The sequence below is a fragment of the Achromobacter ruhlandii genome, from assembly GCF_902859695.1.
Lineage (GTDB): Bacteria > Pseudomonadota > Gammaproteobacteria > Burkholderiales > Burkholderiaceae_B > Achromobacter > Achromobacter ruhlandii.
In genome coordinates this window covers 230,396-252,880 of the sequence record NZ_CADIJL010000002.1, presented here as the reverse complement: position 1 = coordinate 252,880, position 22,485 = coordinate 230,396, and the positions used below count along the sequence as shown (strand labels likewise).

The following is a 22,485-nucleotide window of genomic DNA, read 5'->3' as shown; positions in this document are numbered from 1 at the left end:
CGCGACAGAAAAGCGACCGACCATGACTCGTCAATCCCGCATCCTCGCCCAATCCGCCCGCCGCCAGGCCCTGAAGGCCCCGCCCCTGCCCGCGCTCACCACCCTGGCGATGGTGATCGGCTCGCTGGTCTCCGGCGGCGCCCACGCCAACCCCACCGGCGGCAACGTCGTGGCCGGCGGCGCGACCATCAATGACCGCGGCAACGGCACGCTGGACATCAACCAGTCGACCGGCAAGGCGATCATCAACTGGAAGGGTTTCAGCATCGGCGCCAACGAGACGGTCAATTTCCGTCAGCCGGGCAGCAACAGCGTCACGCTGAACCGGGTGGTCGGCAATGATCCGTCGGCCATCTTCGGCCGCCTCAACGCCAACGGCAACGTGATCCTTGTCAACCCGAACGGCGTGCTGTTCGGCAAGGGCGCGCGCGTGGACGTGGGCGGGCTGGTCGCCACCACCGCCAACATCAGCGACAAGGACTTCCTGGCGGGCAAGTACAAGTTCGACCAGCCCTCGTCCAAGGCCAATGCCATGATCGTGAACGAAGGCACGATCAGCATCAAGGACAGCGGCCTGGCGGTGCTGGTGGCGCCGGCGGTGCGCAACTCGGGCGTGATCGAGGCCAAGCTGGGCCGCGTGGCCCTGGCCGGCGCCAAGACCGTCACGGTCGACTTCCACGGCGACGGCCTGCTGAGCTTTGACGCCACCTCGGCCGTCAGCGAGCTGCCCAAGGACGCTGACGGCAAGCCGGTCTCGGCGCTGGTCGCCAACAACGGCGTGATCCGCGCCGACGGCGGCACGGTGCTGATGACGGCGCGCGCGGTCAAGGGCGTGATCGACAACGTGGTCAACACCGACGGCATCGTCAGCGCCAAGGCGGTGGGCACGCAGAACGGCAAGATCGTGTTGTCCGGCGGCGACGCCGGCACGGTCAATGTGGCCGGCACGGTCGAGGCCACCGGCGTCAACGCCGGCGAGCGCGGCGGCAAGGTGGTGGTGACCGGCGAGCACGTCAACGTGGCGCGCGGCGCCGCCATCGACGTGTCCGGCGCGGCCGGCGGCGGCGAGATCGCGCTGGGCAGCCTGGGCGTCGCGCCCGACAACGGCTCGGCCGCGTTCAGCGGCAAGTCGTCGACCGTCAAGGTGGCGGCGGGCGCCACCCTCAAGGCCGATGCGCTCATCAATGGCAACGGCGGCAGCGTCACGATGTGGTCCAACGACGCCACCGCGTTCGCCGGCAGCCTGTCGGCGCGCGGCGGCGCCCAGGGCGGCGACGGCGGCTTCGCCGAAGTTTCCAGCAACAAGAACATCGGCCTGACCGGATCGGCCGACCTGCGCGCGCCCAAGGGCAAGACCGGCCTGCTGCTGATCGACCCGACCGACCTGCGCATCGTCGACTCCGCCAGCGGCGGCGGCTCGCAGGACGGCGCGGCCGGCGACGGCACCATCAACGGCGGCGACGCCAACACCGCCAACAACACCGTGTCGCGCGGCCTGCTCGAAAGCCTGGCCGGCACCACCAACATCAAGCTGGAAGCCACCGGCCAGATCACGGTCGCGGACATGGCCGCGATCAACCTGAAAACCACCGCCGGCCACAGCTTCACGATGCGCTCGACGCAGACGGGCGGCATCCGCTTCGAGAATTCGAACACCGAGATCAGCACCCAGGGCGGTTCCATCACGCTGGAAGCGCTGGGCGTGGGCAGCACGCTGGACAACATCGGCAAGCTGACCAGCCGCGGCGGCGCGATCACGCTGAACGCCACCGGCGACATCAACCTGGCCAACGTCATCGACGCCGGCACCGGCGCGGCGCTGGTCCGCACCAGCGCCGGCTCGATCCGCAACACCGGCGGCGCCAACCAGGTGGTGGCCGGCAACAGCGTCAAGCTGGACGCCAGCGGCGGCAGCATCGGCGACCTGGCCGCCCCGGTCAACACCCAGACGGCGCTGCTGTCGCTGGCCACCGGCGGCAACCTGGCGGTGGCCAACCGCCAGACCCTGACCTCGCTCGACATCACCAGCCGTCACGCGCAACCGAACGTCAACAACAGCTTCCTGCTGACCTCGCCGGGCCTGGCCTTCGCCCTGCAGGACAACGGCGGCTACCAGCTGAACACGGTCAACCAGTCGGGCCTGAACTTCTCGTTCGCCGGCGACCGCACCATCACCGTCGGCGACGTGGCGCTGGGCGCCGGCACGCTGGCGCTGACGTCGACGGCCGGCCATATCCTCGGCACCCCGACGGGACAGTTGAGCGCCAGCCAGATCACCCTGAGCGCCGCCGGCAGCGATGGCCGCGCCGGCGCCATCGGTTCGTCGGCGCAGGCGCTGCGCACGCAGACGGCCGCCCTGATCGCGACCAGCGGCAGCGGCGGCGTGTACGTGGAAAACAGCGGCCCGCTGAACCTGAAGGCGATCGACACCACCGGCAACCTGGTCGCGCAGACCAGCGGCCACCTGACCCTGGGCGACATCAAGGCGGGCTCGGCCACGCTGACCTCGTTCCTCGGCAACATCGTCGACGATGGCAACGACGCCACCAGCATCGCCGCCGCGTCGCTGACGCTGTCGGCCGAGCGCGGCATCATCGGCGGCGCCGCGCGCGCGCTCAAGACCAACGCCAACACCCTGTCCGCCACGGCGGGCGCCGGCGGCGTCTACCTGGACAGCTCCAGCGCCAACCTGAACATCACGCAGGCGCAGGCCGACACGGGTCCGATCGTGATCACCGGCGCGGGCAGCGTCTCGGCCAACAACGTCGGCTCCGGCGGTGGCGCCATCAACCTGACCGGCAACAGCATCGTCGCCGGCCAGATCAACGCGGGCGCCGGCAATGTCACGCTGACCGCGCGCGCCGGCAACATCACCGGCACCTCGGCCTCCCTGATCACCGGCAACGTCGTCACCCTGCTGGCCCCGGCCGCCAACACCAGCTATACCGTCGGCACCGCGGGCACCTACCTGCGCACGGCCGCCGGCGTGCTGAACGCCACCGGCGGCAGCATCTACCTGAACCAGGCCCAGGGCTCGGTGCTGCTGGACGACCTGAAGGCCAATAACGGCATCTTCGTCACCGGCGTGGCGAACCTGAGCGCCAACATGCTGGATGCCGGCACCGGCACGCTCTCGCTCAATGCGCAGGGCGGCAATATCGTGCGCGCCAATGCCAACAGCGCGCTGGCGGGCAACAGCATCGTCCTGCAAGCCCAACAACACATCGGCACGGCCAGCGACCACCTCACGACGGCCACCACCAGCCTGACGCTGGGCAGCGGCGGCGACATCTACGTCGACAATCCCGCCAAGACGCTGAACTACCTGGCCATCACCAATGCGCACGCCGACCCGGCCCGCCGCAACACCATCCAGGTGGCCGCGCCGTTCCTGAATTTCGACGTCAATGACGACCTGGGCAACGCCTACGAGCTGCGCCAGGTCTACAGTTCGCTGCTGAGCCAGTTCTCGTTCACCGGCGACCAGAGCCTGAAGCTGGGCAACCTGCGCGCCGGCAGCAACATCACGCTGGTCTCCAACCAGGGCAGCATCCTGGACGACGGCATCGCCGACACGCGCGTCACCGCCAACAACGTCAGCCTCCGGGCCGCCCAGGACATCGGCACCAGCGCCAATTTCGTCGCCGTCAACGCGCCGGGCCTGACGCTGGACACGCGCGGCAACCTCTACGCCACCGACATCGCCGACCTCACCTCGTTGACGGTGTACGCGCGCCACAAGGACGTGGACGACCGCTACACGCTGGACGTGCGCGCGCCGTCGCTGCTGTTCAACATCACCGACGACGTCGGCGGCCACACGATCCACGAGGTCCGCGACAGCAACTGGGTCAACTTCAGCTTCAACAGCGACCGCGACATCACGGTCGGCAGCATCGACGCCGGCTATAGCGGCAGCATCACGCTGAACGCCGCGGGCGACCTGCGCGACGACGGCAACAAGCAGACCCGCCTGCTGGCCAACTCGGTCAACCTGATCGCCGGCAAGGCGGTCGGCGCGACCGGCACGGGCTATCTGGACGTGCTGACCGGTTACCTGAGCGGCACGGCGAGCAATGGCGGCTTCTATGTCCAGTTGCCCAATCCCACCGGCTACGCCAATTACACCGGCATCGTCACCCTGAACAACATCACCGCCAGCGACGCCGTGCAGATCGACCTGCGCCAGGGCGACGCGCTGCTGTCCGGCACGGTGCGCAGCAACGCCGGCAACGTCACGCTGAACGTGGCCAACGGCTCGCTGTACGGCAACGGCGGCGGGGTCTATGCGGGCGCCAACGACATCACGCTGTCGGCCGCCGGCACGATCGGCGGCGTGTACGGCGGCACCCTGCGCTATGTCGGCGTGGGCGCGGCGGGCCAGGCCAACGTGCAGGCCACCGCCGGCACCGACATCTACCTGAACGGCACCACCGGCAACATCAAGCTGACGCGCCTGCAGGCCGGCACCGGCCAGATCGGCTACACCCAGTCCTCCGGCACCACCACCATCGGCAGCCTGAGCGCCGGCGGCGCGGCCACGCTCACCAATTCTGGCGGCTCGCTGCTGGACGACGGCGATGCCGCCACCGTGATCCGCGCCAGCAACATCGCCCTGACGGCGGGCGGCGCGATCGGCGCGGCCGGCGCGGCGCTGACGCTGCAGGCGCCCGACGTCAGCCTGACCAGCGGCGGCAACATCGCCGTGGACAGCCTCACCGGCCTGACGCGATTGAATGTCACGCGCAATGGCACGGCCAATGGCGTGTACGGCATCACCGCGCCCAACCTGACGGCCTTCACGCTCACGGACGACGGCCTCGGCATCCACCTGACGGACATCGCCAGCTCGACCAATCTGGACTTCGGTTTCACCGCCAACAACAAGAACCTGCTGGTCGGCAACATCGACGCGGGCGCCAACGGCAAGGTCAGCCTGGCATCGGCCCAGAACATCAGCAACGACAATCCGGCCAGCCCCGGCGTCATCCGCGCCGCGACCGTCGCGCTGACGGCCGGCGCGAACGGCTCCATCGGCTCGTCCATCACGGGCGGCGCGCTGGCCCTGAGCGGCACCTCGGCGCTCAGCCTGACCGCCGGCAACAACATGTATGTCGGCAGCGACACCGTGCTGCGCAGCCTGGCCATCAACAGCCTGAAGAACGCCGGCAGCGCCAGCACCTTCGCCATCGGCGGCGGCGCCGGCCAGGTCATCACCCTCAGCGACGACGGCACCACCCAGTACCTGGAGCAGGTCACGGGCGGCCTGACCGACTTCAGCTTCAGCGGCCGCAAGAACATCCAGGTCGGCGCCATCACCGCCACCAATTCCGTCAGCCTGACCACTGCCGGCGGCGGCGTCTATTCCAGCATCACCAGCGATGGCGGCACCGGCCGCATCACGGCCGGCAGCGTCACGCTGTCCGCCACCGGCTCGGACAGCTACACCGCGCGCGACGCCAACACCGGCGCCATCGGCGCCGGCAGCCGCGCGCTGCGCCTGAGCACCAGCAACCTGGCCATCACCAACAACGGCGACATCAACCTGAACAACGGCGGGCTGGCGCTGAACAGCCTGAACCTGTACCTGTCGCGCCGCGACGCCGGCAGCAGCGTCAACTTCGACACCAACAGCTACGCCTTCGGCGGCCTGGGCAGCCAGACGCTGGCCATCTCCGGCGGCACCAACCTGTCGATCGGCGCCAGCATGGCCGGCGCGGCGCTGACCATCAACACCGATACCGCCATCACCGCCAACGCCATCAACACCGGCACCGGCTCGGTGTCGCTGACCTCGCGCTACGCCAACACCGACCTGGCCCCGACCATCGGCGGCTCGGGCCTGATCACCGGTAACAACGTCAGCCTGAGCGCGCTCGGCACCAATGGCAGCGTCTCGGCGCAGACCAGCGCGTCCAACCTGTCGATCGCCTCGGCCGGCAACGTGTCCGTCGCCAACAACAAGGCGCTGACCGCGCTGTCGCTGACGGCCAACCACAACAGCAGCAGCGGTTCGATCAATAACACGTACAACATCAGCGCCAGCGGCATGACGGCGTTCTCGCTGAGCGACTCCACCGGCGTCGCCGGCCTGACGCTCAACAACATCACCAATACCGGCAACCTGGCGCTGTCGATCTCGTCGGACCGCGCGCTGACGGTCAACAACGTCAGCACCGCCGCCGGCGGCTCGGTGACGCTGGCGAGCAACGGCACCATCTATGGCAACAGCTCCAGCGCCAGCTCGCCCAACATCACCACCGGCGCGCTGACCCTGAACGCCGGTTCGGTCACGGGCACCTACGCCACCAACCAGCCGCTGTTCGTCAGCGTCGACTCGCTCTCGTCCAACGTCCGCGGCAGCCTGTGGGTGTCGAACAACAAGAACCTGACGCTGCTGGACAACAGCGCCACCAGCTCGGCCCAGGTCAACGTGACCAACGGCTCGATCACGCAGGGCGCCGGCCGCTTCGTCACGCCGGTCCTGACGCTGACGGCCACGCAGTCGATCGGCGCCGCCGGCAACGCGATGCAGACCGACACCCGCCAGCTGACCACGCAGTCGGGCGGCAACCTGTACATCAACAACGCCAGCGACCTGTTCTCGCTGAACATCACCGCCAACCACGCCAACAGCGCCGTGGACAACGTGGTGCAGGTGGCGGCCAAGGGCCTGACGTTCAACGTCACCGACGCCGGCGTCTACACCATGACCGAGGTCAGCGACCTGACCGGCCTGAACTTCTCGTTCAACGGCGACCGCACGCTGTACGTCGGCAACGTCGACGTCGGCCCGGCCAACACCGTGAGCCTGGGCGCCTTTGGCTCGAACACCCACATCCTGAACCTGACGCCGACCTCGCACATCACCGGCGACGTGGTCACGCTGGGCGCCAGCGGCCAGATCGGCGTGGCGTCGGGCGACAACTCGGGCTCGATCCACACCACCACCGGCGAGCTGTACCTGACCGCCGGCAGCCACGTCTACCTGGACAACGACCGCGACCTGGCCAGCCTGTCGCTGTACGCCACGGGCTCGTCGGCGGCCACCTACCAGATCCTCTCCAACGAACTGCTGTTCGACGTGGCCCACAACGGCAGCCGCCTGCAGGTCAACGAAGTGCGCGACAACACCGGGCTGAACCTGATGCTGTCGAGCAACGTTGGCCAGGACATCGGCATCATCGACACCACCGAGAACGGCACGGTGCGCCTGTCGAGCAACAACAGCATCCTGGGCAGCGCCGACGACAACCAGCGCATCACCGCCGCGTCGGTGCAGATCACCACCCAGGGCTCGGGCGCCATCGGCGCCGTGGGCCGCGAGATCAACCTGTCGGCGCCGCTGGTGAACATCCAGAACGCCGGCGATGTGTACATCGACTCCGACCGCCACATCGACGCGCTGACGCTGTATTCCACCGGCAACAGCGCGCGCAGCTACAGCATCAACTCGCCCACGCGCGACGGCGGCAACATCGTGTTCCAGGCAGCGGACGGCGGCAGCGGCAGCAGCGCCGGCCTGGTCCTGACCAGGATCGAGGACGCGGGCGGCCTGAACCTGAGCGTGACCAGCGACCGCAGTATCACCGTCGGCGCGATCAATGTCGGCTACGACAACGTGGCGCTATACTCGCGCGGCGGCTCGCTGCTGGGCGACGGCGACGCCAACAGCAAGATCGACGCGGCCGGCCTGACCCTGACGGCGGCCAACGCCATCGGCGCCGCCGGCACCGGCAACGCCATCGACACCCGCGTCAGCACGCTGAGCGGCCGCGCCGACAACGGCGGCGCCTTCATCACGGTGGAGGGCAACACCAGCCTGCCGAGCCTGACCTCGACCGGCGCCAGTTCGGTCAGCAACACCGTCGGCGACATCGAGCTGGGCACGGTCAACACCAATGGCAATGCCTTCTCGGTCAACAACACCGGCGGCTCGATCCTGAGCGGCACGATCAACAACGCCACCACCGTCAACCTGACGGCCAACGGCTCGATCGGCAACAAGAGCGCCATCCGCACCAATGCCCTGAACGGCGGCACCACCACGGTCACGCTCAGCGCCACCAAGACCGACCGCGCCGATGGCAGCATCGCGCTGAACGAGACCTATGGCCTGCAGGCAACCTCGGTTACCGCGGCCGGCGACATCACGCTGGCCGCCGACACCGGCAGCAACGGCCGCAACCTGACCGTGGGCACCGTCACGTCCACCGACGGCGCCGTCACCCTGTCGACCGCGCGCGGCAGCATCACCGGCATCAACAACAGCAACCTGGTCACCGGCAAGAGCGTCAACCTGACGGCCAACTACGGCACGGCCGCGACGATCGGCGCGTCCAACTCGGCGCGCCTGCACCTGAACACCGGCAAGCTGACGATGGCCACGCCGGGCAGCATCTACGTCGATAACCTGGCCGACCTGTCCGACCTGACCATCATCCGCACCAACGCGCAGGGCTCGAACCTGGGCAGCGCCGGCTTCCTGACCATCGATGCCCAGAACCTGACGTTCAGCGGCGCCGACACCGGCAACGTCACCACCCTGACCACGGTGCGCGACACCACCGGCCTGAACTTCACCTACCAGGCCGTGGGCGCGATCAAGCTGCACGACATCGACGTCACGCAGAACGGCTCGGTGACCCTGTCGACCAATCCGTACTACTACACGGGCGGCTCGATCCAGGGCCTGAACGCCTCCTCGAAGATCGTCGCCGGCGACCTGACGCTGTCCACCGGGTCGGGCGACACGCCCAACACCATCGGCTCGTCCGGCCTGGCGCTGAACACCCAGGTCAAGAACATCGCCGCCACCGCCTCGGGCGGCATCTGGCTCAAGCAGACCGGCTCGATCAACCTCGGCAACCTGCGCGCGGGCGGCGACCTGTCGGTCACCACCACCACGGGCGACATCCTGGTCGGCACGGTCAGCTATGGCACCGGCAACGCCCTGACCCTGAACGCCCAGACCGGCAGCATCCTGTACGGCGGCGGCACGCTCTCGGGCGCGGGCGCCGGCGCCATCACGCTGACGGCGCAGAACGGTATCGGCACGCGCGACGCCGCCATCAAGATCGCCGCGCCCAACAGCCCGGTGTCGGCCACCGTCACCGGCGACGGCTCGCTCTACCTGGAGAGCAGCGGCAACCTGCTGGGCGGCCTGACGACCTCGGTCGCCAATGGCGAAACGCGCATCACCGGCAACGGCAGCCTGGCGCTGACCAGCGTCACCTCGGGCACCGACGCCACCGGCAACGACATCTCGGTCAAGACCACCTCGGGCAACATCACGGTCAAGAACGTGCAGGCCGGCGCCAACCACGGCCAGGTCACGCTCAACGCCGAGAACGGTTCGATCCTGGCCGACGCGGCCGGCGCCACCGTCAAGGCCTACGGCGTGGCGCTGAACGCCGCCAACGCCATCGGCGCCAGCAACGGCCGCATCAACGCGACCGGCCAGCGCGTCGAAGCCACCACCAGCGGCGGCATGTACCTGGCGGCGGACAATAACTCCGTCTACTCCTACCTGTCGGGCAACATCATCGACATCGCCGCCGCCGGCAATCTGCAGATCGCCAACGCGATCTCGTCCAATGGCGCGATCAAGATCACCGGCAACGGCGCCAACAGCCAGCTGGTGGCCGGCAACATCGACGCCGGCGCCGGCAGCGTCAATATCGACTTCAGCAAGGCGGGCAGCACCATCGTCGACGACCGCGAGGAATCCACGCGCATCATCGGCAACAACGTGGTGCTCAAGGCCGGCGCGGGCATCGGCGGCGCCGCCGGCTCGCCCGACAACCTGCAGACGACCGCCGCCTACATCACCGCGGAAGTCACCGGCGCCGGCTCGATCTACCTGAACGACAACCGCGCGGCCGGCACCACGCTGGCCTCGGTCATCACCCAGAACGGCGCGATCGGCATCACCACCGCCGGCCCCACCCTGGTCACCAGCGCCATCAGCCGCAACGGCTCGGCCAGCAACAACATCTCGATCGCCACCACCAGCGGCGACCTGTCGGTCAACACGATCGACGCCTCGGCGGGCGGCGACATCAGCCTGAATGCGGCCGGCTCCATCCTTGGCGCGGTGGCCAACAACCTGGTCCTGGGCAACACGCTGACGGCCGTCGCCGGCGGCAGCATCGGCTCGGCCGCCTACCCGGGCAATGGCTCGGGCGGCATCGCGCTGCGCACCAACCTCGGCGCCCTGGGCAACCTGTCGACCGCCGCCGACGGCGCGGTCATCGTGGTCAACAACATCGGCACGCGGGCCCTCAGCGCCAACAGCGGCAACATCCAGCAGAGCGGCGCCAACAGCTCGATCTACCTGACCACGGCCGGCGATCTGGACGCCAGCGGCGGCATGTCGAACACCGCCGCCAACCTGCTGCTGTCCTCGGGCGGCAAGCTGACGCTGGCCAGCGCCGGCGTGCAGGCCAACGGCACCATCACGCTCAAGGGCACGCAGGACGTGGTGGCGGCCGGCGCCGCGCCGCGCACGATCAACGTCAAGGGCACCACGCTGAATTTCAGCAGCGGCGCCGCGGGCGGCAACACCACGTTGGTGACCGAAGCCCGCACCATCGGGGCCAGCCTGACCGGCACCAGCACGCCGGCCAACCTGACGCTGACCAACACCGGCGCGCTCGACGCATCGCTGAGCGCCGCCAACGGCGACATCAGCGCCACGGCCACCGGCTCGCTGAACGCCTCGGCCACCGCCGCCGGCAGCAACCGCACCATCGCGCTGACCTCGCAGCACGGCGATGTCGAGATCGGCATCGTCAACGCCGGCGCCGCCAGCGGCACCGTGATCCTGAGCGCCGCCGAGGGCTCGCTGCTGGGGCTGGACAACAGCCTCACGGCCAACAGCCTGGACCTGACCAGCAAGACCGGCATCGGCACCCAGGCCGACCACTTCACCACGTCGGCCCGCAACCTCAAGGCCAATGTCCTGGGCAGCGGCGACATCTATGTGGACGCCTCCGGTCCGTTGACGCTGGGCCGCGTCGCGACGGCCGACGGCAACATCGGCATCGCCTCCGCCGGCAACCTGGCGAGCACGGTCGGCCTGTCGGCCGGCAACGGCGGAGACGTCGCGCTGGCCTCCACCGCCGGCAACGTCACTGTCAGCCACGACATCGCCAGCGCCGACGCGCATGACCTGTCCGTGAGCGGCGCGGCCATCGCCATGGCCGCCGCCAACACCAGCGGCAGCCAGACCTACACCGGCAACGTCACCCTCAACGGCGACCTGACCGGCAGCGCCATCGGCATCACCGGCAACGCCACGCTGGCCGGCGGCACGCGCACCCTGACGGCCAACGGCGCCAATGGCGGGGTCGCCCTCTCTGGCACGCTGAACGGCGGCGCGCAGCAGGCGGTGATCGTGGCCGGCGACGGCGACGTCACGCTGGGCGGCAATGCCTCCAACCTGGCCAGCCTGACCATCACCGGCAACAACATCGACCTGCGCCAGGTCGCCACCACCGGCGCCCAGCAGTACAACGGCGCCACCACGCTGCGCGGCGCGTACACCACCGCCAACGGCGCCTTCGGCGTCGACGGCGCCACCACGCTGGCCAGCACCGTGAGCGTGACCACCGGCAGCGGCGCGGTCACGTTCACCGGCGACATGTCGGGCGCCAACGCGCTGACCGTCACCAGCAGCGGCACCACCACCTACGGCGGCGCGGTCGACATCGCCTCGCTCAACCAGGCGGGCACCGGCGGCACGGCCATCAACGGCGGCAGCGTCACCACCAGCGGCACGCAGACCTACGTCGGCCACGTGACGCTGGGCGACGATGCGGTGCTGACCGGCGCCACCGTCACCCTGGCCAACGGCGTCGACGGCGCCCATACGCTGGAAATCGACGGCACGGCCCTGCTGACCGGCGCCATCGGCGCCACCACCAAGCTGGCCAGCCTGACGCTGGACGGCGCCGCCACGCTCAACGCGGGCAGCATCGCCACCACCGGCAACCAGCATTACAAGGGCCCCGTCACGCTGGTCCGCGACCACACGCTGAGCGCCACCACCGGCGGCGTGGCCTTCGACGGCGCGCTGGACGGCACGCATGACCTGCACGTCGTGTCCACGGCCGGCGGCGACGTCAGCTTCGACGCGGTCGGCAGCGCCACGCAACGCCTGGGCAGCCTGACGGTCGACACGGCCGGCACGACCGCCTTCAATGGCGCGGTCTACGCGGCATCGGTGCAGACCGATGACCCGGGCGCCGTGACCATCAGCGGCGAGCGCATCGACACCACCGGCGTCATGCGGTTCGGCGAACTGGTCACGCTGGGCGCCAACGTCACGCTCAAGGGCGCCAGCGTCACCCTGGCCGGCGGCGCGAACTCGACCGATGAGCGCCAGGGCCTGACCATCGAAGGCCCGGCCACGATCAACGGCCCGGTGGGCGCCGGCGCCAATGGCCGCCTGGCCTACCTGACCGTCGACGGCGACGCGACGCTCGGCGGCGGCCCGCTCAAGACGGTGGGCGAACAGTCCTACCTGGGCAAGGTCGAACTGTCCGGCAATGCGCAGCTGAGCACCGCCAACGCCAAGGTGACCTTCAACGATACGGTCACCAGCGGCAACGGCAGCGGCCTGACGGTCAGCAGCGGCGCCGGGGCCGTGCGCTTTGCCGAACAGGTCGGCGACGCCACCACGGGCCGCCTGGGCGCGCTGGTCGTCAACAGCGACGGCGCCACCACCTTCGACAAGGCCGTATACGCCGCCTCGGTCGGCACCAGCGCCGGCGGCACCGTGGCGATCAACGGCGGCCTGGTGGACACCACCGGCACGCAATCCTACGGCGAACGCGCGGTGTTCGGCACCGACACCGTGCTCAAGGGCAGCACCGTCAGCCTGCTGGGCGGCGGCGACGGCAAGCACGACCTGACCATCGATGGCAACGCCGTGCTCAAGGGGCCGCTGGGCGCCAACGACCCGCTGGCCAGCCTGACGGTCAAGGGCAACGCCACGCTGGGCGCGGGCAGCATCGTCACCGACGGCGAGCAGTCGTACCAGGGCAACGTGACCGTGGGCGGCGACGTGTCGGTGACCAGCCGCCAGGGCGACATCGGCTTCGACCGCGCGGTCGATGGCGGCCACGGCCTGACGGTCGTGGCCAATCAAGGCGAGGTGACCTTCTCCGGCCCGGTCGGCCAGGGCTCGCGCCTGGGCGACCTGAAGGTCAGCGCCGCGGGCGACATCGTGCTGGACGGCCCGGTGCGCGCCGCCTCGGTGCAGACCGGCGGCAACGGCGACGTGCTGATCAACGGCGGCTCGGTGGACACCACCGGCACGCAGCAATACGGCCAGCACGTCATCCTGAGCGGCGTGGACACCACCCTGACCGGCACCAACGTGCAGCTCAAGGCCGGCGTCGACGGCACCGAATCGGGCAAGCAAGGCCTGATCATCGCCGGCAATGCCGACATCCAGGGCGACGTCGGCGCCACCACGCCGCTGCGCAGCGTGGCCGTCAGCGGCGCCACCACCCTGGGCGGCGGCAAGACGCACACCACGGACGACCAGGTCTACAACGGCGCCGTGACCCTGAAGGGCGACCGCGATCTGACCAGCGACACCGGCTCGGTGATCCTGGGCAGCAAGCTGGACGGCGGCAACGGCAACAACCTGAACGTCAACGCCGGCAAGAACATCCAGGTCGCGGGCGACGCCACCGGCCTGGGTTCGCTGACCCTGCGCGCCGTCGACACCATCGTGTTCAACGGCGATGTCAGCGCCTATCGCGTGCAGCAGCTGGAAGCCAAGACCGCCAGCTACAACGGCGCGGTGCGCGCCTCCGGCCCGGACGGCATCGACATCTCGGGCGGCACGCTGTCGTTCGGCAAGGACGTCACCGCCGACACGGGTTCGATCCGCATCGCCAACACCAGCCCGACCGGCACCACGTCCTTTGGCGCGGGCAGCACCGTAAAGGCCGCCACCGGCTTCACCCAGACCGGCGGCGCCGGGCTGACGCTGCCGGCGCAATTGCTGGTGACGCAGGGTCCCATCAACCTGGGCGTGCCGGCGAAGCTGCAAGGCGGCAACGCGGTCATCCAGACCAACGGCGACATCACCGCCGTCGGCCTGAGCGGCCCGCAGACCTCGCTGACGCTGGCCTCCGGCGTGGGCGCCCTGCGCATCGGCCTGAACGACGCCGACCCGAGCCACAAGCTGGACGTGGCCAGCCTGACCGTGCCGAACGCCGGCTCGGCCGACATGTGGGGCGCCATCGGCGGCAAGACCGGTTCCATGGCCGCCACCATGGTCCGCAGCTCGCTGGTGGGCGCGCCGTACTATATGAACGGCGCCACCTGGGGTCCGACCGACGTGATCGACCGGCTGGCCGCGGTGACCGCGCCGCGCACGGTGATCCCGACCACCCCCAACGCCAACCCGCTGTTCCAGGGCACCGTCCCGTCCAAGGGCTTTGGCCCCGATGCGCTGGGCGCGTATGCCGATCCGCAGGTGCTGAAGGTGGCTTCGGCCTTTTCCTGGCAGCTGCCTTCCGGCGACAATGCGGTCCTGACCGTGCCGAACGGCAACAACCCGGTGCTGCAAACGACCGGGGGCAATCCGCAGCGCCCGGCCGTCGAGGGCAACCCGTCATCCGACGACGCGCGCCGCGACACCGAGACCCAATCCCAAACTCTCTGATCCGAACACCATGACTACGCAGACCTCGCTTCCCCTGTTCTACGAACAACCCCGTCCGCTCGCCGCCGGCGTGCACGCCAACCTGTCGCTGGCCGGCAATACCGGCTTCGCCTACGCCGCCAAGACCAACGCCGTGCCGCTGGTGGCCACCGAGCTGCCGACCGCGTGCCGCCACTTCCCCATCGTCTTCACCGATGGCGAGCAGCCCACGCCAGTCGCCGTGCTGGGCGTGCGCGGCCAGGAAAACCTGTTCGTCGACGCGCAGGGCCAATGGCGCCCCGGCACCTACATCCCGGCCTACGTGCGCCGCTATCCCTTCATCTTCATGGAGAACGAAGACCGCAGCCAGTACACGCTGTGCGTCGACGAGAAGGCCGCCGCGGTGGTCGAGGGCCGTGACAACCCGTTCTTCGACGAGGCCGGCGAGCCGACCGCGCTGGCCCGCAGCGCCCTGGAATTCTGCCGCGACTACCAGAACCAGCACGCCTACACGCTGGAATTCGCGCGCGCCCTGGCCGACGCCGACCTGCTGATCGAGAACCGCGCCGACATCACCCTGGCCGACGGCCAGCGCCTGGCCATGTCCGGCTTCAAGGTGATCGACGAAGCCAAGTTCAACAAGCTGCCGGAAGCGGAATTCCTGCGCTGGCGCGCCAATGGCTGGCTGCCGCTGGTCTATTGCCACCTGCTGTCGATCAACACCTGGCCCAGCCTGATCGATCAGGTGCAGCCGGTCGCCGCGACCGAGGAAGCCGCCGCCGAGGCGTGATCTTCTGGAACGCTCAAGGGCCGGCGCACGCGCCGGCCCGCGCCCCCACGGCCCCGCCGGCCTCGCCGGTCGGGGCCGTGTGCGTTACTGGCCTTGCCCGGTCGCGCGCGCCAGGAAGGCCAGCACCGCGCGATAGGACCCCTCATTGCCGGCCGCGTTGGCCGGCGGCGTGCCGCCCGCGTCCAGCAACAGGCCGGACATGGCGTGCGGCTTGCTGATCAGCGTGGCCGGCAGGCACGGATAGTGCACATGATGCCCGGCCCCCTTGCAGACGTAATGCGACGTGGGCAGCCCGTGCGCCTCGCGCTGGCGCATGACGATCTCGGAATACGCGGTGCTGGGCCAGAAGCCGTCGTCCGACGCGCTCACCAGCAGCACCGGGCCCGGATAGCGTTCCACCGGGATGCGGGCGCGTTCGAATGCGGCGGCATCGCGGCTGGCGCTCAGGAACGCATGGGTCTGCCGGTACGGCGGATCCGAGGCGTAGGCCGCCTCCCAATCGGCGCTGGGGTTGTCCTGCCACAGGTGCGGCAAGGGCTCGCCGCCCTTGCGCCAGACCTGCGCATTGCGTCCCGTGCCCGGCTCGCCGGCGCTGACCACGCCGTGCGTCACCGGCGACGGCACGTAGGCCACCACCGCGCTCACCAGGTCGGGATAGTGCGACGCCACCAGCAAGGAGGTCTCGCCGCCGCGGCTGATGCCGGACAGCGCCACGAAGCCGTCGCGCGGCTTGAGTTCGGCGCGGGCCCAGCGCAGCGCCTGCTCGAAGTATTCCAGCGGCATGTCGTTCAGGTACTTGGGCCGGCCGTCGTAGTTGAAGATGGCCAGCGCCAGGCACTGGTAGCCGCGGGCCGCGAACAGCGCCGCGCGCGGCGCGTTGACGCCGCCGGACGAGCCGTTCATGTAGATCACCAGCGGGTGCGGGCCGGGGCCGGCGGGCGTGTAGAGCTCGCCCGACAGCGTCATGCCGCCGACCTGCTCGCGCACCGCGCGGTGCGTGACGCCCTCGGCCACGAAGGTCTGCACCAGCCGCGCGGTGGCCTCACGCTGGCCGTCGGTGGCGTGCAGGTCAATCACCAGCGGCTCGCTGCGATCGGGCGGGAACACCACCCGGTCCATCTCCTCGCAGGTCATCGACCACACCAGTCCCATGGCGGACGGCTCGGCATAGCTGCCGGACACCGGGCAATCGCGCGCCAGGTCCAGGCTGCCGTCGTGGCCGGCCATGAACACCGCCTGCGAGCGCCACGGCACGCCGCTCATCGACATGCGGGCCGTGACGGTGACGAAGGCGTAGGCGGGAAAGCCGTCGATGCGGATCTCGCGCGGCACGTCGATCAGCGCGGATTCGGGACTGACGGTGATGCGGGCTGTTTCAGTCATGGCGCGTCCTCAGCCTTTCAGATCGGTCTTGGGCACGTTGTTGGCGCGGATCACGCCCGCCCACAGGGCGGACTCTTCGGCGATGACCCGGTCCAGGTCGGCCGACGAGGTGAACTCCACGGTCACCCCCTGCTCGGCGAACTGCTTGACCAGGCTGGGGTCGCGCGTGCCTTCGCGCACCGCGTTCTCCAGCGTCGCGGCGACCGCCGCCGGCATCGCCGCCGGGCCCGAGATCATCATGCGGGTGTACAGCTCGAAGCCATCGACGCCGGCCTCTTTCATGGTCGGCACGTCGGGCAGGCTCGACAGGCGCCGGTCGGCCGTCACCGCCAGCACCTGCAGCTTGCCCGACTGGATGTTGGGCAGCGCCGAGGTCGGGAAATCGAAGGTGCTCTGCACCGTGCCCGCCATCAGGTCCAGCAGCGCCGGGCCGCTGCCCTTGTAGGGCACGTCCTGGAACTGCGTGCCGGTCCTGGACTGGAAGTGCAGCAGCGCCAGGTGGTTGATGACGCCGCGCCCGGCATGGGCGCAGGTGATGTCGCCCGGCTTCTTCTTGGCCAGCGCGATGAATTCCTGCACGTTCTTGACGCCCAGCGCCGGATGCACGATCAGCAGCATCGGCGACTTGCCCATCGACCCCAGCTGCTTGAAGTCCGACTGCTGGTACGGCAGGTTGTTGTAGAGCAAGGGGTTCAGGATCATGCCGTTGGTGCCGGCAAAGCCCAGCGTGTAGCCGTCCGGCTCGGCCCGCGCCACCGCCACGGTGGCGATGATGGCCTGGCCGCCCGGCCGGTTCTCGACCACCACGTTGCCCTTGAGGATCTTGCCCATGCGCTCGGCCAGCGCGCGCGCGGCGATGTCGGTCAGGCCGCCGGGCGCGAAGCCGACCAGCAGGCGCACGGGGCGGGTGGGGAAATCGGCCTGGGCCTGGGCAAACGCCAGGCGAGGCAGCAACGGCAGCGCGGCAAGCGCGCCCAGGGCGTGGCGGCGGGTGAACGGCATAAGGCTCTCTCCAGACAGGCGCGCACGACGTCCGCGCGACAGGCGGCCGCGCGAGCCATGCGATGAACAAGGGGGGAAGGAAGCACAGGCCGCCCGCCGAACGGCGGGGGGTCTCAATGACGGTATCTTGTATGCAATATGGCGCGGGGGCTATCTAGGGATATCCCGGTGCCGGGTTCGCCCCCGCGCCGCGCGCCTGCGCGGCCCCACGCAGGAGAGGTCCGCCTGGAACCTGAGCAAAGCCCGCCTCAGGGCTTGCTCATCAACCGCTTCCAGCCTTCCAGGCCCAGCCGCTGCATCGTGTCGATGTTCTTCTCGTAGATCTCGGCGGCGTCGGGGAAGGACTCGACCGCGCGGTCGATGCTGTCTTCACGCAGCAGGTGCAGGATGGGATACGGCGAGCGGTTGGTGTAGTTTTCGATATCGTCCGGCTGGGTGTCGGCGAACTGGAACCCGGGGTGGAACGTGGCCACTTGCAGCTCGCCCACCAGACGCATGCGCTTGAGCAGGCGGTCCGACAGGTCCTCGAAGTCGTTGAACTCCAGGAAATCATCGAGCGCGTCGGGGATGATCAGCAGCGTGGTGTCGATCTTTTCCGGATCGGCCTCGGCCAGCAGCGCCAGCTCGTCCTGCAGGTCGGTCAACACGCCTTCGGCATCGGTCGCATCGCTGACGGCAAAGCGGATCTGGTCCTTGACCTGGACCGCCTTGGCGAACGGACAGAGATTCAGGCCGATCACGGCCTGGGTGAGCCAGTGGCGGGTTTCGGCAACCACGTTGGCGTAGGCGTCGGAAGTGGAAATCATGGCGGGTCATCCTGGCAAAACGCGAGTATAGGCGACCCGGTGGAAGGCCCCGCGACCGGGTTCACCCTGGGCCAACGCCCTGCCGCCGCGCCTGGGATACAATCGATCGCAATGGGAATGGAGCTTCCCAAAACCGCCGATCCCTCGGCTGATGGCTCCTGCTGACCGGGCAACATGCCCGCAGCGGGTGCCGTCCGGACAAAACCCGCCGCGGCGGGTTTCTTGTTTTTCGGGCCGCGACCTCGTCGCAGGCCGCCCGCGCCTTCAACCGGCGCGGCCCGTGGACAAGCCCCAGGCTGTTGCTCTCCATCGTTTCACCTGGAGAGAAATCTTGAATCTATTGCTGGTTTTCATCGGTGGCGGCCTCGGCTCGGCCGCCCGCTACGGCATGAGCCTGGCCGCGTTGCGCCTGGGCTGGATCGCCTTCCCCTACGCCACCCTGGCCACCAACGTGATCGGCTGCTTCGTCATGGGGCTGATCACCGAACTGCTGGCGCTGAAGTTCTCGGTGTCGCAGCCGACCCGGCTGTTCCTGACCACCGGCATCGTCGGCGGCTTCACCACCTTTTCGACCTTCGCGCTGGAGACCGCGCTGCATGTGGAACAGGGTCGCATCGGCACCGCGCTGCTGTACGCCGGCCTGTCGCTCGGGATGGGGCTGGCGGCGCTGTTCGCGGCGATGGCGCTGGTGCGGACGCTGTGACGGCGGCGGCCGGGGCGCCCTTGACGGTCGCGCTCACCGTCCACCTTTCGTCCGACATCGCCGGCGCCTGTGGCGCCGCGAGACGGGGCTGTGCTAGCGTGGCGCCACGCCCCCCACGAGAGAAACGGATGGCCATCGCGCTCACCTATTTCGCCGACCACCTGTCCGACGAAGCGCTGGCGGCGCTGCTACGGCGGCGCGAAGACTTCTACATCGAGAACATCGATGCCATGAATAGCCTGACGGCGCGCATGCAGGCGTTGCTGGCCGACGACGGATTGCACAGCGTCGTGCGGCTCGCTCCCCAAAATGAATCTCCCGGCACGCTGCTCACCCTCGTGTTCGTGGAAGCCGCGTTCGTGCTTGTCTCGCTGCGGCTGTTGCTGCGGCGGCTTGCCCACCGTCTTTCAGGCCGCCCGCGCGCGAACGTGATCCTGCGCGTGACCTCCAACGCTTCGCTCCACGTGGTCTTCCGCCCCTCGGCGCGCGGCGCCGCCGCGACGCCATGAAAAAAGCCCGGCCAGGCCGGGCTTTCTTTCCTGCGCCAACGCCGATCAGGCCGCCGGCATCGCCGCCATGGTCTGCGCGACCGCGGCGGTCAGCTTCTTGCCGTAGGGCACGTGCAGGAATTCATTCGGGCCGTGGGCGTTGGACTTGGGGCCCAGCACGCCGCACACCATGAACTGGGCCTTGGGGAAGCCCTTCTGCAGCATGCTCATCAGCGGAATGGTGCCGCCCTGGCCGATGTAGCCGCAGGGCGCGCCATAGTACTGCTGCGAGGCGGCATCCAGCGCCTGGGTCAGCCACGGCGCCGAGGCCGGCGCGTTCCAGCCGGTGGCGGCGCCTTCGTTGGCCTTGAAGAGGACCTTGGCGTTGTAGGGAGCGTCGGCTTCCAGCAGGGCCTTGATTTCCTCCGAGGCGGCGACGGCGTCGACCAGCGGCGGCAGGCGCAGCGACAGCTTGAAGGCGGTGCGCGGGCGCAGCACGTTGCCGGCGCTGGACAGCGGCGGCAGGCCTTCGGCGCCGGTCACCGACAGGGTCGGGCGCCAGGTGCGGTTCAACAAGGCCTGTTCCGGCTCGGTGGTCATGGGCAGCACGAAGCCGCCGTCGGCGCCGCAGCTCCAGGGGAAGCGGCGCCACACTTCGTCGCCCAGGATGCGGGCGGTGGCATGCACCTGTTCGATGCGGTCGGCGGGAATTTCGCAGTGCAGGCTCTGCGGCAGCAGGCGGCCGGTGGCGCTGTCTTCCAGGCGGTCCAGCAGGTGGCGCAGGATGCGGAACGACGACGGCACCACGCCGCTGGAGTCGCCCGAGTGCACGCCTTCGTCCAGCACCTGCACTTCCAGCGTGCCTGACACCATGCCGCGCAGCGAGGTGGTCATCCACAGCTGGTCGTAGTTGCCGGCGCCCGAATCCAGGCACACCACCAGGGCCACGTTGCCCAGGCGGTCGCGCAGCGCGTCGACGTAGGGCAGCAGGTCGTAGCTGCCGGATTCCTCACAGGTCTCGACGATGCCGACGCAGCGCGGGCGCGGGATGCCCTGCTTGTCCAGCGCCATGATGGCGGTGAGCGAGGCGTAAACCGCGTAGCCATCGTCGGCGCCGCCACGGCCGTAGAGCTTGCCGTCTTCGTACTTGGGGGTCCAGGGGCCGAGGCCGGCGCGCCAGCCCGAGAATTCCGGCTGCTTGTCCAGGTGGCCGTACAGCAGCACGGTGTCGCCGTTGTCGCTGCGGGTGGCGGGCGCGTCAAAGAAGATCACCGGCGTGCGGCCGGGCAGGCGCACCACTTCCAGCTTCAGGCCCGAGACCTTCTGGGCTTCGACCCACTGCGCCGCGTCGCGCACCACGCGCTCGATGAACGCATTCTTTTCCCAGTCGGCGTCGAACGCCGGGCTCTTGGCCGGGATGGCGATGTAGTCGGTCAGCGCGGGGATGATCTCGTTGTCCCACTTGTCGTCCACAAAAGCCTGCAGAGCCTTCGGATCGAGGGTAGGAGGAAGTGCGTCGTCGGGGATGCGTGCGTTCATGGCGCGGGATCCTGTGGTCGGGAAGCGGAATAATCCGCCATTTTATGCCTGCCGGGCGCCGCCGGCATCTTTTGTCCCTGTTTGCCGCGCGGCGCCGGAAAAACAGTGCCGGCTGGCGCCGCCCTTCGCCCTAGCGCGCCGCATACGCCTCGATCCGGCTCCACACCTGGCGCGCCAGCGGCTTGGCGTTATCCACCGACTGGTACAGCCGGATCTCCATGTGGATGTCGTTGCGCGCGCTGTCGGCGCGCACCAGGGCGCCGGCGCGCAGGTCGGATTCGACCAGCGTGTGGGGCAGCCACGCCAGGCCGAAGCCCTGCCGCGCCATGGCATGCAGCGCGTCCGCCAGGTCGGATTCATACATGGCCTGCAACCGCGCCGGCACGCACAGGCCGCGCAGGCGATCGCGCAGGATGCGGCCCAGCGACATGCTGTCGGCGTAGGCCAGGAACGGCACGGCGGGATCCGAGGCCAGCTTGGGCACGGCATGGCGCGGATGGCGGCTGCCCGGCGCCAGCGGCGCGCTGACCGCCACCAGCTTGTCGGCGCCGACCCGGCGAAAGCGGTAGTTGGGGTTGTCGATCTGCGCGTACAGCGGCTCGTGCGCGTGGCACAGCAGGAAATCGACCTCGCCGTCGGCCAGCATGTCGATGCCAAAGTTGAGCGTGGTGGTGACCACCTTCAGCTGGAACGGCTGCATGCCCTGCTGCACCCTGGCCATCAGCCCCGGCAGCACCGAATGCGCCAGCGTCTTGCCAGAGGCGATGGCGATGCGGCGGACACGCTCCTGTTCCGGCTTCTGCAGGCCCTGGCGCGTCTCGCGCAGGATGTCCAGCACGTCGATGGCGGCCGCCAGCATGCTGCGCCCGGCCGCGTTCAGCGCCGACACCTGGTGGCCGCGCTCGACCAGCGGCACGCCGGCCCAGTCCTCCAGCGCCTTGATGCGGCGCCCGAAGGCCGGATGCGTGACATTGCGCGCCTCGGCCGCCTGGAACAGGTTGCGCGCCTTCGACAGCGCCACGAAGTCCTCCAGCCACTTGATATCCATCCGTCTCCCCTCTTTTTGTGTGGCTGTGCCGGATCGGCACAGGCCCTGCGCATTTTGCACA

General features: G+C 69.3%; 9 protein-coding genes and 1 riboswitch. Of the genes, 4 read left to right on the top strand and 5 right to left on the bottom strand.

What is annotated here, in order from left to right; all coding sequences use genetic code 11:
- The first annotated feature begins 22 nt into the window (after nt 1-22).
- Nucleotides 23-14,686 (top strand): filamentous hemagglutinin N-terminal domain-containing protein, encoded by a 14,664-nt coding sequence (locus HV742_RS03375; RefSeq protein WP_175144460.1) that lies wholly within the window; start codon nt 23-25, stop codon nt 14,684-14,686.
- A gap of 10 nt (nt 14,687-14,696) precedes the next feature.
- A complete protein-coding gene (locus tag HV742_RS03370) occupies nt 14,697-15,455 on the top strand; it encodes a SapC family protein (RefSeq protein ID WP_054415748.1) in 759 nt (252 codons plus the stop codon).
- 84 nt (nt 15,456-15,539) lie between these two features.
- Here the strand turns inward: HV742_RS03370 and HV742_RS03365 are convergent, their stop codons facing one another.
- The 3 genes from HV742_RS03365 to HV742_RS03355 form a co-directional block, all read right to left on the bottom strand.
- Nucleotides 15,540-16,838, bottom strand: coding sequence for an alpha/beta fold hydrolase (locus HV742_RS03365; protein ID WP_175144459.1), 1,299 nt, complete (start codon nt 16,836-16,838; stop codon nt 15,540-15,542).
- Nucleotides 16,839-16,847: 9 nt separating this feature from the next.
- Complete coding sequence (locus HV742_RS03360; protein ID WP_175144458.1) at nt 16,848-17,840, bottom strand: Bug family tripartite tricarboxylate transporter substrate binding protein; 993 nt, start codon at nt 17,838-17,840, stop codon at nt 16,848-16,850.
- A gap of 248 nt (nt 17,841-18,088) precedes the next feature.
- Nucleotides 18,089-18,646 (bottom strand): DUF1415 domain-containing protein, encoded by a 558-nt coding sequence (locus HV742_RS03355; RefSeq protein WP_059271290.1) that lies wholly within the window; start codon nt 18,644-18,646, stop codon nt 18,089-18,091.
- A 104-nt stretch (nt 18,647-18,750) separates the two neighbouring features.
- A riboswitch (Fluoride riboswitch) is annotated at nt 18,751-18,814 on the top strand.
- A gap of 163 nt (nt 18,815-18,977) precedes the next feature.
- Here HV742_RS03355 and crcB point away from each other — a divergent pair.
- Nucleotides 18,978-19,349: a fluoride efflux transporter CrcB gene (crcB, locus tag HV742_RS03350; RefSeq protein ID WP_175144457.1), complete on the top strand. Its 372-nt coding sequence runs from the start codon at nt 18,978-18,980 to the stop codon at nt 19,347-19,349.
- A 128-nt stretch (nt 19,350-19,477) separates the two neighbouring features.
- Nucleotides 19,478-19,858, top strand: a complete 381-nt coding sequence (locus tag HV742_RS03345) for a hypothetical protein (protein WP_175144456.1) — start codon at nt 19,478-19,480, stop codon at nt 19,856-19,858.
- 45 nt (nt 19,859-19,903) lie between these two features.
- Here HV742_RS03345 and HV742_RS03340 read toward each other — a convergent pair whose 3' ends face one another.
- On the bottom strand, nt 19,904-21,376 hold the full coding sequence (locus tag HV742_RS03340) for a M20 family metallopeptidase (RefSeq protein WP_020928243.1): 1,473 nt from the start codon (nt 21,374-21,376) through the stop codon (nt 19,904-19,906).
- 130 nt (nt 21,377-21,506) lie between these two features.
- Nucleotides 21,507-22,424, bottom strand: coding sequence for a LysR family transcriptional regulator (locus HV742_RS03335; RefSeq protein ID WP_175144455.1), 918 nt, complete (start codon nt 22,422-22,424; stop codon nt 21,507-21,509).
- Nucleotides 22,425-22,485 lie beyond the last annotated feature (61 nt).